13 protein-coding genes and 1 tRNA gene are annotated in these 14304 nt (G+C 45.7%); 7 read left to right on the top strand and 7 right to left on the bottom strand.

Annotated features, from left to right (window positions below; translation table 11 throughout):
• The first annotated feature begins 139 nt into the window (after nt 1–139).
• The 4 genes from HQ39_RS00165 to HQ39_RS00150 all read left to right on the top strand — a co-directional run bounded on the left by HQ39_RS00165 (nt 140) and on the right by HQ39_RS00150 (nt 3597).
• A complete protein-coding gene (locus HQ39_RS00165; RefSeq protein ID WP_235305935.1) occupies nt 140–865 on the top strand; it encodes a Crp/Fnr family transcriptional regulator in 726 nt (241 codons plus the stop codon).
• Between the two features lie 64 nt (nt 866–929).
• Nucleotides 930–1736 (top strand): sulfite exporter TauE/SafE family protein, encoded by an 807-nt coding sequence (locus HQ39_RS00160; protein ID WP_036788682.1) that lies wholly within the window; start codon nt 930–932, stop codon nt 1734–1736.
• Nucleotides 1737–1825: 89 nt separating this feature from the next.
• On the top strand, nt 1826–3241 hold the full coding sequence (locus HQ39_RS00155) for an MBL fold metallo-hydrolase (protein ID WP_036862550.1): 1416 nt from the start codon (nt 1826–1828) through the stop codon (nt 3239–3241).
• Between the two features lie 35 nt (nt 3242–3276).
• On the top strand, nt 3277–3597 hold the full coding sequence (locus tag HQ39_RS00150; RefSeq protein WP_235317623.1) for a rhodanese-like domain-containing protein: 321 nt from the start codon (nt 3277–3279) through the stop codon (nt 3595–3597).
• Nucleotides 3598–4096: 499 nt separating this feature from the next.
• Here HQ39_RS00150 and HQ39_RS00145 read toward each other — a convergent pair whose 3' ends face one another.
• A complete protein-coding gene (locus HQ39_RS00145) occupies nt 4097–4417 on the bottom strand; it encodes a helix-turn-helix domain-containing protein (RefSeq protein ID WP_052079253.1) in 321 nt (106 codons plus the stop codon).
• 447 nt (nt 4418–4864) lie between these two features.
• Nucleotides 4865–4937 (bottom strand) — tRNA-Phe (locus HQ39_RS00140).
• 155 nt (nt 4938–5092) lie between these two features.
• Between HQ39_RS00140 and HQ39_RS00135 the strand changes: the two genes are divergently transcribed.
• Genes HQ39_RS00135 through cbiB form a run of 3 tightly spaced genes read left to right on the top strand, consistent with a single transcriptional unit; the run spans nt 5093 to nt 8535 of the window.
• On the top strand, nt 5093–6556 hold the full coding sequence (locus HQ39_RS00135) for a cobyric acid synthase (RefSeq protein WP_036862547.1): 1464 nt from the start codon (nt 5093–5095) through the stop codon (nt 6554–6556).
• Complete coding sequence (locus HQ39_RS00130) at nt 6553–7587, top strand: pyridoxal phosphate-dependent aminotransferase (RefSeq protein ID WP_036862544.1); 1035 nt, start codon at nt 6553–6555, stop codon at nt 7585–7587. Before HQ39_RS00135 ends, HQ39_RS00130 begins: the two co-directional genes overlap by 4 nt.
• Nucleotides 7588–7608: 21 nt before the next feature.
• Nucleotides 7609–8535 carry an adenosylcobinamide-phosphate synthase CbiB gene (gene cbiB, locus HQ39_RS00125; RefSeq protein WP_036862540.1) on the top strand — a complete coding sequence of 309 codons (927 nt, stop codon included), beginning with the start codon at nt 7609–7611 and terminating at the stop codon, nt 8533–8535.
• Nucleotides 8536–8541: 6 nt separating this feature from the next.
• On the opposite strand, the gene HQ39_RS00120 is transcribed toward cbiB, so the two are convergent.
• From HQ39_RS00120 to HQ39_RS00100, 5 genes are all read right to left on the bottom strand, one after another.
• Nucleotides 8542–8886 carry a PAS domain-containing protein gene (locus HQ39_RS00120; protein ID WP_036788663.1) on the bottom strand — a complete coding sequence of 115 codons (345 nt, stop codon included), beginning with the start codon at nt 8884–8886 and terminating at the stop codon, nt 8542–8544.
• Nucleotides 8887–8949: 63 nt separating this feature from the next.
• A complete protein-coding gene (locus HQ39_RS00115; RefSeq protein ID WP_036862538.1) occupies nt 8950–9735 on the bottom strand; it encodes a carboxypeptidase-like regulatory domain-containing protein in 786 nt (261 codons plus the stop codon).
• Nucleotides 9736–10224: 489 nt separating this feature from the next.
• A complete protein-coding gene (locus tag HQ39_RS00110; RefSeq protein WP_036862533.1) occupies nt 10225–11226 on the bottom strand; it encodes an FRG domain-containing protein in 1002 nt (333 codons plus the stop codon).
• A gap of 156 nt (nt 11227–11382) precedes the next feature.
• Complete coding sequence (locus HQ39_RS00105) at nt 11383–13908, bottom strand: NAD(P)(+) transhydrogenase (Re/Si-specific) subunit beta (RefSeq protein ID WP_036862530.1); 2526 nt, start codon at nt 13906–13908, stop codon at nt 11383–11385.
• Nucleotides 13905–14219: an NAD(P) transhydrogenase subunit alpha gene (locus tag HQ39_RS00100; protein ID WP_036862527.1), complete on the bottom strand. Its 315-nt coding sequence runs from the start codon at nt 14217–14219 to the stop codon at nt 13905–13907. Before HQ39_RS00100 ends, HQ39_RS00105 begins: the two co-directional genes overlap by 4 nt.
• Nucleotides 14220–14304: the final 85 nt, after the last annotated feature.

Below are 14304 nucleotides of genomic sequence, written 5' to 3'. Positions count from 1 at the left end.
TCCGAACGGCAGCTTTCGGATTATCGCTTTATCGCTTTTCAACCATTGTACGGGCACAAACATCCGTTCGAGAAGAAGATCCGGGCTTGACGAAAAGCTGTTGAGCCAAAGGAGATTCAGTCTCAAGAAGAGAAAAAAGATGATGCAAAGAGAGCTCGGAAAGAAGATCTTCGAGAAAAGGAAAGGTGCCGGAAAGGCTCCGAACAGGAGGATGCGGGCATTTTTTATTAAGTTTGTCCTCATGAAATATTTGGAAGAGATCTCGGAGTTTCGCTCCTCTCCGGAGCTTGTGGAGAAGCTGTACAGGTACGGCATATTGAAAGTTTATGAGGCGGGCAGCGTTATTCTGAATGAGAATGCGCACATCCGCTCTATCCCGATCGTGATGAAAGGCGTGATGAAGGTGTTGCGCACGGAGGAAGACGGCAGGGAGATTCTGCTCTATTATATCCGTGCGGGAGAGAGCTGCATCATGTCTTTCCTCGGAGGTCTGCACCATGAGACGAGCAAAGTACGGGTGGAGATCGAGGAGGACGCGGAGATCCTCTTCCTTCCGGTAGACAAGGTTTCGCTCTTTATGAGGGAACATCCGGAGTGGCTGGATTATATCTTCCGCTCTTATCATAAGCGGTTCGAGGAGCTGTTGGAAACAGTCAATGCCATCGCCTTCAAGAGAATGGACGAACGTCTGCTGGATCTGATCCGGAAGAAGGTAGAGCTGACCGGAAACAACACGATCCAGATCACTCACGAACAGCTTGCCGGCGAGCTGGGGACTGCAAGAGCCGTGGTCTCGCGCCTGCTCAAACAGCTCGAAGAGGCAGGCATCGTGCGGCTGGGGCGCAACAAGATTTCCGTTGTGTGACTAAAGTAGCTGTGAGAACCGGCAAAGATGGCGACCTTTGTTCCATGATAAAACAGAAGAGTTTATGTATGTAATAGGTTATCTGGCATCCGTCTTGATCGGTCTTTCTCTCGGACTCATCGGAGGCGGAGGAAGTATTCTGACCGTTCCGGTCCTTGTCTATCTGTTTGGCGTGAATCCCGTCTTGGGCACAGCTTATTCTCTTTTCATTGTGGGAGCCACGAGTGCCGTGGGGAGCGTTTCGTACTTCCGTCGCTCGCTGGTGGATGTGCGGACGGCTGTGGTGTTCGGCATTCCGTCCATCGTATCGGTCTTTCTGACAAGAGCCTATATCATTCCCGCCATCCCGCAGGAGATCTTGAGAGTGGGAGGCTTCGTGCTTGACAAGAGTATGTTCCTGATGCTTCTGTTTGCGGTACTGATGCTTGCAGCCTCAATCAGCATGATCAGACCGGGAGGCAAAAGGGAGAGCAAGGCAGATAACGGTCGCAAGTTCGGACGCTTTCCTTATCTTCTGATCCTGATCGAAGGCGCCGTGGTAGGCTCGCTCACCGGTCTTGTCGGCGCAGGTGGCGGCTTCCTGATCATTCCCGCCTTGGTGGTGCTCGGGGGGCTTCCCATGAAACAAGCCATCGGTACTTCCCTGGTGATCATATCCGCCAAGTCTCTTCTCGGATTCCTCGGAGAGAGTAATTTCCCGGGACTCGACCGGACTCTCTTGTTGTCGGTTACCGGATTCGCAATAGTCGGAATATTCATCGGGATGAAGCTGTCTCAGTACATTGATGGAGCAAAGCTGAAACCGGCTTTCGGCTGGTTCGTCTTCGTGATGGGAATATATATCATCCTGAAAGAGACAATCTTCGCATAAGTAAACGTTGTGTGACTAAAGTAGCTGTACAAGAGAAGAAATAGCTGCATCTTTGTATCGTTAAGCAAATATTCAAGCATTCAACAACCATGAAAGTAGAACAAATTTATACAGGATGCCTTGCTCAGGGCGCATACTACATCACCTCAATGGGGGAAGCTGCCATCATCGACCCTCTCCGTGAAGTGGCTCCATACCTCGAGAGACTAAAGCGTGACGGGGTACAACTGAAGTATATACTGGAAACCCATTTCCATGCCGACTTTGTGAGCGGACACCTCGACCTGAGTCGTGCAACGGGAGCACCGATCATCTACGGACCGACAGCCAAACCGGAGTTTGATGCCATCGTTGCGGAAGATAACCAAGTCTTCCAATTGGGTAAAGCCAAAATCAAAGTGCTCCACACTCCGGGACACACCATGGAAAGCTCCTGCTTCCTTCTTATAGACGAAGAGGGACATGAGACAGCTCTTTTCAGTGGAGACACACTCTTCCTTGGAGATGTCGGCAGACCGGATCTTGCACAAAAGGCGGCGAATCTGACCCAAGAAGAGCTGGCAGGTCTGCTCTATGATAGTCTCTATAACAAGATTCTTCCCCTATCGGACGATATAACGGTCTATCCGGCTCACGGTGCAGGATCGGCATGCGGAAAGAATATGATGAAAGAGACAGTGGACAGCCTTGGAAACCAAAAAAAGGTCAATTATGCCCTTAACCAACCCAGCAAAGAAGCATTCATAGCATCGGTAATAGAAGGCTTACTCCCTCCTCCTGCCTATTTCGGAGGAAATGTTGCCATGAACAAGCAAGGGTACGATAGTATCGAAACCGTACTGGAGAGAGGTTTGTCTGCACTCTCGACTGAAGATTTTGAGACAATGGCAGAAAGATCCGGAGCACTCATCCTCGATACGAGAGCTCCCGGTACATTTGCGCAGGGCTTCATCCCTCGCTCTATCAACATAGGTATAGATGGCGACTTTGCTCCATGGGTCGGTACAATGATCGTTGACGTCAAACAGCCGCTACTCCTCGTAACTGATGCCGGACGAGAAGAAGAAGTGATCACAAGACTGAGCCGCGTGGGCTTTGATAACGTACTTGGCTATCTGGACGGAGGTTTCGATACATGGAGAGCTTCGGGCAAAGAGACAGACCGGGTGGAATGCATCACTGCGGAAGAGTTTGCACAACGATTCGCTTTCGAAAAGACTCTCGTGATAGATGTCCGCAAAGAGAGCGAATACGCATCAGAGCACGTGGAAGAGGCTTACAGCCGTCCGCTCGCCTATATCAACGATTGGATTTCAGACCTTCCTCAAGACCAACACTTCTATATCCACTGTGCAGGCGGCTACCGCAGCATGATCGCATCAAGCATCCTGCAGGCGAGAGGCTATCGCAACTTTACGGACATCGAAGGAGGCTTTGGCAGCATAACACAAACAGACATCCCTAAAACCGATTTTGTATGTCAAAGCAGAACATCAAAAAGATAATATCATTTCCCTTACTTATAATTATAGCATTTCTCATGTTTGGATTACTAAAGAACCTATTCTCTCAGCCTGACGATCAGGCTCTCACAGAAGCTATCCGCTCCGGAGCTTTCCTTGTAGACGTACGTACTTCGGGCGAGTTTGCATCCGGCTCTGTTTCCGGAGCTGTGAACATTCCGTTGGATCAGATAGAGTCTCGTCTCAACGAGTTCAAAGACAAGAAGACCATCATAGTATTCTGTCGCAGTGGTAACAGAAGTGGTCAGGCAAAAAGCATTCTCGAACGCAGCGGTTTCACCAATATCCTCAATGGTGGCACTTGGGATCATGTCGCTTCTCTCAAAGACAACAAATAACACCAACTCCATAAGCTCGGCATTCTTTCGAGGCGTCCTCTCGAACCGGTTCCTCCGAGCCATCCTACATAACGCCGAGTCATAAACCAAAGGTCTCTTGCTCTGTCGCTCTCAGATATTCTGAGTTGCACGACATGGGCAAGAGATCCTGTTTGTTATCTAATCTTCCCAAAAGCGTTTATTTGTTTTTAGAGGTTTGTTGAGAAGAGATTTTTTTGCTCATTGTAATCTACATCTTCCGAGGAAGACGAGATTTTCTAAGCAATTTTCAAAATATCCTCGCACATCAACAAACAAAATAAAACCTCCCGATTTCATTTTGAAATCGGGAGGTTTACATTGCGCTACTTTTTTATTGTGATGCCACTAAAAGCGAAGCCCTTATATCTCTAATGCTCAATCTGCAAGAGCTCTAAATTCTACTAATGATTCAAATTTTGAAACCAATACTAGTCCATCGGCTTTATATCATTCCGTTTTAACTCCTCTGATGATTCGATTACTCTGTAGGTATAGATGTTCTAAGACTTTCTACAAGACTCTTAATGTCTTCTATGCTATTTAGAGTATAGGTTATGTCGTTCACTCTTACAACTCCGACCACCTCATTTTTTCTCGTATAGATAAATAGATCTCGGAACTCAACATCGAGAGCACGAGCAATATCTGTAAGAGAAGATATAGAAATGCCTTTTTTGCAGTTCATTATGTCACTAATATATGAGCGACTTTTCCCAAGCATCTCGGCAAGGTCTTTTACCTGCATACCTCGTTCTTTCAGTATCTCCTTTATTCGGAGACGCACAATTTCTTCTTGCATGTTGTTTGCTTATTACAGCTGCAAATATACGACATCTATGTAATAATGAGTACAGAAAATAAGAGCATCAAACAAAGTTAAATCAATTTGCATTCTAAATTATCTGTTGCACAATTCAGAAAATGGAGAGAAAACATTTTCAATACAAAAATGAAACACAACTCTCGATCAAAAAACTTACAGATATGAAAACTATCAACAGCAACAAGGTTGAAATTCTAAGACAACACTACAAAGAACAATCAAACACCCATAGCGAGATTTTAGGTTAATGCTTTTTCTATCCATTTTTCTGATTGTTTCTCAGGTGCAAGAATAAGGGTAGTTCGTAAAGCTCGCCCTTGCTTTGTACATGAAAGAAAAATGCTCCAAAACCTATGTTTTGGAGCATCCCGTGTACAAACTTATGTACCTATGTCTTAATTCTCTATGAATTAGGAATCTCTGTGGTGCCACCAGGAATCGAACCGGGGACACAAGGATTTTCAGTCCTTTGCTCTACCAACTGAGCTATGGCACCGTCACTTGATCGTGATTCGCTTGCAAAGGTAGATCTTTTTTTTGAATCTCCAAATGTTTCGCCCATTTTTCTTCATTTTTTTCTGTTGAAATGGCTATTTTCTGCCTTTTCTATATCTTTATGCCCTGCATAACAGAAAGAAGAGAAAGAGAGAGATGGATAAGTTGCGCCCCATTATGTTTGTCGGAACAGGTTCGGATGTCGGGAAGTCGGTTGTAAATGCCGGTTTCTGTCGTGTATTCTTACAGGATGGCTACTCGCCTGCTCCGTTCAAAGCACAAAACATGTCTCTGAACAGCTATGCCACGCCGGATGGTTTGGAGATAGGGCGTGCGCAGGCAGCTCAAGCAGAAGCGTGCGGACTGGCATGCTCGGTGGAGATGAATCCGATACTTCTCAAGCCTAGCGGCAATCTCACTTCGCAGGTGATTGTTAATGGAAAACCATGCGGCAATGCTACGGCAAAGAGCTACTTTCGAGGCAACTTCCGTCAAGATCTTTTCGAGCGTGTTCTCACGGCTTATCACAAATTGGAGCAGAAGCATAACCCTATCGTGATAGAGGGAGCAGGGAGCATTTCCGAGCTCAACCTGAAAGATAAAGACATCGTCAATATGCGAGTTGCCGTGGCAACCCGGGCAGCTACTTACCTTGTTACGGACATAGACCGAGGCGGGGTGTTTGCAAGTGTTTATGGCAGTATCATGCTTCTGCCTCCGGAAGAGAGAGCCTGCATCAAGGGCGTTATCATCAACAAGTTCAGAGGCGACATCTCTCTATTCGATGAGGGGAAAAAGATTATTAAAGAGCTTACCGGCATACCCGTTGTAGGTGTTTTGCCTTACGCCCCGGAGATATACATCGAGCAGGAAGACAGCGTTGTTCTGGAACGTTTGCAGACCAAATCGAAAGAGGGAAAAATCAACATCGGGGTGGTTCGACACAAACTCTTCTCCAACTTTACCGACTTCGATATGCTCTCGCAGATACCCGAAATCAACCTTTACTTCTCCGAAGACCCCATGGAGATAGCCAAAGCGGACATCATCATCATTCCCGGTTCAAAAAATACCATTGCAGACTTGGAACGTATGCACGAAAACGGCATGGCGGAAGTGATATTGAAGCATCACAAAGCAGGCAAATCTCTCTATGGTATATGCGGTGGATACCAGATGATGGGCAGGAGCGTTCAAGATCCTCACCATATTGAGGGCGATCAGGAATACACCAACGGCTTGGGCATTCTTCCCGTAGATACTATTATAAGTACGGAGAAAAGCACCAAGAGCTGTACGTTCTCGTTCATGAACGAATCCATTCACGGAACGGGTTATGAGATACACATGGGTGTAACGAAAACGGACAAACCTCTCCTCCGAACGAGCCACAATGAAGAGGATGGCTATATTCTGAACTCTCGCACATGGGGCACATATCTTCACGGCATCCTGGATAATGCTTCGGTGATCAACCGTATCATACAGGAGATAGATCCCAACTTCCACACCGACATAGACTACAAAGCAAAGAAAGAGAAGGGTTTCAATGCCCTTGCAGACCTCATACGAACCCACGTGGATATGGACTATATCTACCAAACAATGAAGCAGGAATGATCAACGGACACGGAGACGACTCACATCTATTCGGTCGGAAGGGTCTGTTGGACTTTAGTTCAAATATCCCCTACCGCAACCACTCGGACGCGATCATCGCTCACATCGGAGAGGTGCTACCCCGAATAAAAAACTATCCCGATCCCAATGCTTCAAAGCTTACCTCTCTGCTTGCCCGGAGACAACGGCAAAAGGAGTGCTCGATAGTCGTAACCAACGGCTCCACAGAAGCATTCTACATCACGGCTCAGGCTTACAAAGGGGCAAAAAGCATGGTTGCCATCCCCTCTTTTGCCGAGTACGAAGATGCCTGCTCTCGTTTCGGGCATCGGATCTCCTACCTCACATATCAGGAGATTACAGCCAAAGAGGTGAAGCCATACGATATGCTTTGGATGGCTTATCCCAACAATCCGGACGGTTACATCATTCCCACCGATACGCTTACCGATATTCTGGAGCAGTGTCCCGATACGCTTGTCGTAGTAGATACCGCCTACTCCGAACTTTCTCATACTCCCATCCGGATAGATACCCTTCACAGCTGCTATTCCAACCTCATCACCATTCATTCTCTTACCAAGACATTTGCCATTCCGGGGCTTCGCTTGGGCTACATCGTTGCATCCGAACAGATAGCCGAACGGATCTCAGCCATGCGTATGCCTTGGTCTGTCAATGCTTTGGCGCAGGAAGCAGGATGCTATATCATGGAGCATTATGAGGAGTTGCTCCCTTCATCAGGAGAACTGATAGCAGAGTGCCAACTCTTTAGAGACGAACTGCTGAATGAAGTAGAACATCTTGAAGTTTTTCCCTCCTCTTCCAACTTTTTTCTGGCACAGCTTCCCAAGGGAGATGCAAAGAGCTTGAAATCGTACCTGATAGAGCAACACGGCATCCTTATCCGCAATGCCGACAACTTCAGAGGGTTATCTCCTCAACATTTCAGAGTGTCGGTGCAAGGTCCGGAAGCCAACCGCAAACTGCTCGAAGCCCTTCAAGACTATCTCTCACAGACTCCCATCTAAAACGGCAACTTCCTTCATTTCATGATCTATTCCGTAGCACCTCTTCTTTTAGGCTGGAGCATAGATGCTCTTATAGGTGATCCTTACTCACTCCCACACCCTATCCGGCTCTTCGGAAACCTTATTGCTTTCGGAGAAAAGATACTGAACAGAGGTTCTCATCTCAGGCTCAAAGGGACGCTGTTATCGCTGTTTTTGGTCGGGGCGGTTATCGGAGCCTTTTGGCTGGCAACTCATCTCCTCTCCCCTTATCCCCTGTTCAAAGGCATCTTTGAAGCGATCTTTATTTTCTACGGACTCAGCGCAAGACAGCTTGTGAAAGAGGCTCTTGCCGTAGAGCATTTTGTCCAAACAGACGACCTTACGGGGGCACGGCACAGAGTGGGCTACATTGTCGGACGAGACACAAGCAATCTTTCTTTCAATCAGATACGCACAGCCACACTGGAGACGCTGGCAGAAAATCTTTCGGACGGTGTCGTCGCTCCCCTCTTCTTCTATGCCATTGGGGGCGTTCCGCTTATGATGGGATATAAAATGATAAATACGCTGGACTCCATGATAGGATACAAGAACGAGAGATACGGAGAGTTCGGCTACTTTGCCGCCAAAATCCTGGACGATTGGGCCAACTATCTCCCTGCCCGAATCACTGCAATACTCATCTGGATGCTTCACCCCACCCGGCAGGTATGGCATCACATCCGGAGGTATGCACGTGCGCACTCCAGCCCCAACAGCGGATACCCGGAGTCTGCCATGGCAGGACTTTTAGGTTGCCGTTTCGGAGGTCCCAATATCTATCATGGGAAGTTGGTGGAGAAACCATACATAGGAGAGATCGAACGGGACATCACTCACGCAGATCTCATCAGAGGCTGTCGGGTAGTCTCTGTCGTTACACTGCTCAGTGTCGGTATCGTTTGCGGAATACTCCTTCTGCTATGATGGTCGCTACTCCGTTTTCGGGACTCTTATCTTGTGAGGCATCTCAAACGGAATGATCATAGAAAGCTCCACAAAGCCCATATAACTCCCCTCTTCGTACCAAGGGATTTGGTAGATGAGCTTCTTCACCCCGTTTTTCTCTATTGTGTAGGCATTCTTAGTCTGCTTTTCCATCATCTCTTTTAGCATGGAACGCGCCGGTTCAGGGTGGCAATCCAGTACATTGCTCCCTATCAGATTCTGTCCCGGTTTCTGATTCACCTTTTTGCTTTGCTCGTTCATCTCTATAATGATGCCGTCTTTATCGCAGACGGTTACGGCAATATCTGCCTCGTTGAGATAGTTTATCATAAATAGTCTACGTTTAAGTTTAGAGCCGACCAACGGCTCTTTTTATTTTCCTTATGGCTGACATCAGGGGTTAGACACCGGCTTTGTTTTATAATCCGGTATTTCGTAAAAGTAGATATTCTCTCCTTTTTCTCCGCCATAAGCCTTGTTAAATGCCTCTACACGAAAGATAGAATATTTTCCGGCTTGTTTTTGCGGCAAGTCAATATAGATTAAGTAAGCCATTTGCCTTGGACCTCCTATAAATTCTCTTACTGCCTGTACGGACTGTATAGCCACCGGAACATCATCCGCATACACCTTAAACTCGATTTGGTCAGGCTCCACGGAAAGATCAATCTCCTCTGTTTTCTCGGATTTCACCTTACCGCTCCACACATCCTGCCCGTAAGAAAGCAGTCTACCCAGACTCATCGGACGAGTATAAATGGTCATACCCGGATAGCCTCCGTTTGATTTGAAAACGGTAGTACCATATAGTTCGAGACGATGATACCGAGGATTGATTGTCAAATCCTTATCTGCCACAACATTCCAAGCCCAAAACTCCAGCCGCATATCTTTCTCTGCCACTTTCAGTTCCTTCGGATATTCATTGGGTCGGATGGCATAGATTGCCATGTACTTTCCTTTCTCAACATTCGGGATAGAGTAAAAGCCCTCATTATTGGTATACGCAGAATAGGCAACAGAGAAGTTCGGATAAAATACAGCAACAAAGCAGCTGTCAATCGGATTGCCATTAAAGTCTGTTGCTCTCCCTGAAATTGTAATTGTATCACTGTTCTGCGCATAGGAGATTCCCATCACACAAATAGAGAGAAAAAGGGTAAGTAAGTTGCGTCTCATTTTAATTTCATTTACTGTTTACCAAACGTATTACCACCCTGCGAATATACATATTTTATTCATGCCGAATATACTATTTTTCACATCTGTAAAGGCAGAAAACGAATCTGTTTCCAAATCTCATTTTTCCTCTACTTCTCAACCCATTAGTGGATAGAAATTGTCTCTATACACTATAAAAAGATGCTCTAAACGGCAATACAAACTGCCTTAAAGCCATTCAGTATCGTAAATCAAGACCCGATTTCCCTACTTCAAAGCTTGCTCTGCACTTTTCAAGGCTTGATTTCTACAAATCACACCTCGATTTCAAAACTTTAATCCGTTGAGCATAAGATATAAACGTATTCAGGAAAACATCCGAAGCCGTTAAAGTCTATTTCTATGGCTTTTCTTTGATTTTGGGGAGTGTGGATATAAAACAAAACCACCCCTGTATGAGCTTTCCATACAGCGGTGGTTCTATTGCGCTGAATACTCCACAAAAAGCTAAGAATACTTCTCTTTTAACTCCTTTGCATATTTATCCATTTCCGGAAATATAAAGGATTCTGTAATACCCATTTGTGCAAGTTCTTTTAAAATCTTCTTTTTCGCACAACCATCTACAATAAGTCTATTAGCAGTTCCATTGCTCCTCTTACCCAAAACAATCCAATCATCCGGGACAGGAGGATACTTCTCTTTAGTATAACAACCTTTATAATTCTTTCCAAGTCCAAATAAGAGAAAAGCCCCTGATTGGTTTTTTACCCTCTGATTATTCTGTTTTGGTATCACAGGGACGACACAACTTAAAAAGTTATTTGGATCTATTATAGACTGATAGTAAGACTTTTCCTTTCGCACCTCATGTACCAATCTCTTCATATCTGAATGCCTATTAAAGCAACCGATGTAACATTTTGTAATACATTTAAAAGTTCCCCTTATTTTTTTAAACAATTCTCTCTTACAATAACAAGATGCATTTTTAGAACGATGATTAAATTTATCATAAACAAGAGAAGCTTGCTTGTAGAAAGACAAAAAATGGGGAGTCAATTCAATAGAATCAATTTTTGACAAATTTGAAATAGCTGAAACTTGGTCGCTATCATAATGGCGTATATTATCTTTGGGAATATTAAAAACTATCACCTCTCCATTCTGATCACAAGGACCTAAGCATGCAAAGTATAAAGCTACCCTATAGTCTGTAGTTAAATCTAATGCTCTTGTTGGTAAATCATAGTGTTGCATCTTTACAAGAAAATCCATAGTATAAGAACAGTCCCTGAACTCTGCATCATAACGAGCGACAAAGTCTCTAAACATTAGATGTTCTTTCTCTACAAAACTATTTCCAGAAGAGTTCCCTATAGGACGAAATATTGATGGTTCCATCTTATAGCTCTCGTTACTATGTCCTCTAAAAAAGATAACAGTATCATTGTTCCTTGCTATCTTCCTCATCTCTCTAATAAATCCACAAATACTATTAACAATCATAACTTTTCCAATATCATTAAGTACTACATAGAATAACAAATATCGTAAAAATTTTTCTTAAAATACCCTTACACCCCAACTTGTCTTCCACAACAAAAAACGCCACTATATAAAATTTATATAGTGGCGTATCTATCTATTCTCCTTGTGGAGAGATTAAGCTAATTCTGCTTGTATTTTAGCGATGCTCTCTTTAGCATCACCGAGAAGCATAAGCACTTTTTCTTTGTTGCTGTAAAGCGGATTCTCTACTCCGGCATAACCCGGTTTGAGGTCGTAGTTACAGAAGATGATACGCTTTGCTTGGTCAGCAAGAAGAATAGGCATACCATAGATTGGAGTGCCTTCTGCTTCACGAGCGGCAGGGTTCACCACGTCGTTTGCTCCCACTACGATAACAAGGTCGGTAGAGGCAAAATCCGGATTGATACGCTCCATTTCGTAGAGTTCATCATAATCCACGTTTGCCTCAGCCAATAGAACATTCATGTGTCCCGGCATACGACCGGCAACCGGATGGATTGCAAAACGGACATCAGCACCTTTCTTGCGAAGAGATTGTGCCAACATTGCCACCTGCTGCTGTGCCTGAGCAAGTGCCATACCATATCCCGGTACGATAATGACACGTTGTAGATCGTTGAGAAGAGCAGACAGAGAAAGCTCTGTTCCGGAATTGCTGCTCATCGGAGCGTCTGCTACTGCCTCATTAAGAGCCTTATCAATCTTGGCGATGCTCTCTTTGGCATCACCGAGAAGCATTGTTACCTTTTCTTTATTGCTGTACAACGGATTCTCTACTCCGGCATAGCCCGGCTTGAGGTCGTAGTTACAGAAGATGATATGCTTGGCTTGGTCGGCAAGAAGAACAGGCATACCATAGATAGGAGTGCCTTCCGCCTCACGAGCAGCAGGGTTCACCACGTCGTTTGCTCCGATTACGATTACAAGATCGGTAGCTGCAAACTCAGGGTTGATGCGATCCATTTCGTAAAGTTCTTCGTAGTCCACATTTGCCTCAGCGAGTAGAACATTCATGTGTCCCGGCATACGACCGGCAACCGGATGGATTGCAAACTTCACGTCTGCACCTCTACCTCTCAAAGCATTTGCCAATGCCGCAACCTGCTGCTGTGCTTGCGCAAGTGCCATACCGTAACCCGGTACGATGATGACGCGCTTAGCAGTCTGTAATACAGAAGCAAAAGATGGAGCCGCAGCCTTTGGAGCTTCCGCCGGAGCAGACTCAAGAGACTCATTAAGAGCCTTGTCAATCTTGGCGATGCTCTCTTTGGCATCACCGAGAAGCATTGTTACCTTTTCTTTATTGCTGTACAATGGGTTCTCTACTCCGGCATAACCCGGCTTGAGGTCGTAGTTACAGAAGATGATATGCTTGGCTTGGTCGGCAAGAAGAACAGGCATACCGTAGATAGGAGTGCCTTCCGCTTCACGAGCAGCAGGGTTCACCACATCGTTTGCGCCGATTACGATGACAAGATCAGTAGCGGCAAACTCCGGATTGATACGCTCCATTTCGTAGAGTTCTTCGTAATCCACGTTTGCTTCTGCCAATAGGACGTTCATGTGTCCCGGCATACGACCGGCAACCGGATGGATTGCAAACTTAACATCTGCACCTCTACCTCTCAAAGCATTTGCCAATGCCGCAACCTGTTGCTGTGCTTGCGCAAGAGCCATACCGTAACCCGGTACGATGATAACACGCTTGGCACTCTGAACGATTGTACCCAAAGAAGGAGCAGCAGCTTGTGGCTTTTCTGCTTTTACAGGTTCCGCCTGCTTCTTTTGAGCAACCGGAGCAGGAGTATCTTTCGGGAAGAGGATATTCATAAGGCTTCTATTCATCGCTCTACACATGATCTGTGTGAGGAAGAGACCCGATGCTCCAACGATACCTCCGACTATAACAAGGAGAGGATCGCCCAATGCCATACCGGCTATACCGCCTGCCACTCCGGAAAGAGAGTTGAGCAGTGAGATGGTGATAGGCATATCCGCACCACCTACACGGATGGCGAAGAGGTGCCCAAAGAGTCCGGCACTGAGAATAGCGATGATGATCCAGACTATTGCAGATGAACCTATCAAGACATCAGCACCTACGATGGCACTCCAAACAAGGCATACAGCCATGATGGTAGCCGCTCCCATAAGAGCGGAACGGTGTCTCGGTATCACGATAGGTCTTCCCGGGAATACGCCATGAAGCTTTGCTGCAGCGACCAAACTACCTGTGAACGTAAGCGCACCGATAAGAATGGCAAGCATGGATGTGATATTTCCAAAGGTCAGATGCTCCAATGCCGAAAGATCATAAGCAATGGTTGCTCCGCTCATCACCACAGCACCTACAAGCATAGAGGCCAAACCTCCGATACCATTGAGCAAACCCACAAGCTGTGGCATCTGTATCATCTTGACTGTTCTGGATAACCAGATCCCGACAACAGAGCCGATAAGGATGCAGATAATAATGGGGACGAGTGCTGCAAAGTTGAGACGCGCAACGGTAAGCAGTACCGCCAAAAACATGGCTACCGCACTCACTCTGTTGCCAAGCCGTGCCTTGGTTACTTTTGTCATCATGACAAGACCAAGGATAACGAGAAGAGAGATAGCGATAGAAAGGATTACTACAACTGATGAAGAGAGATTCATTCTTCCTTCCCTCCTTTCTTTTTATTGAAGAAACCCAGCATTCTTTCGGTAACACCAAAACCACCCACAATGTTGATAGTGGCAAGAATAAGTGCCGAATATGCAATAATATAGAGCAATGTTACTCCAAAACCGGCAGGAAGTACCCTTAATGCCACAATAACAGATATGGATCCCAAGATGGTTATACCCGATAGAGCATTCATGCCGGACATGAGTGGCGTATGCAGCAAACTTGGAATCTTACTAATGATAAGGTACCCCACTATGGAAGAAACCACGAAGAGGAGTACAAGAACAAGCGGACTCATAATAAGTGTGATCTGATTATCCTGATTTTATAAAAAGAAAAAGACCACTCGCAAACCCGTCCTTTGAGGATGAACTTTCCGAGTG

Origin of the sequence: Porphyromonas sp. COT-108 OH2963 (genome assembly GCF_000768895.1) — a bacterium.
GTDB lineage: Bacteria > Bacteroidota > Bacteroidia > Bacteroidales > Porphyromonadaceae > Porphyromonas_A > Porphyromonas_A canoris.
Note: the sequence above shows the minus strand (reverse complement) of the source record. Positions and strands in the feature narration are given on the sequence as shown.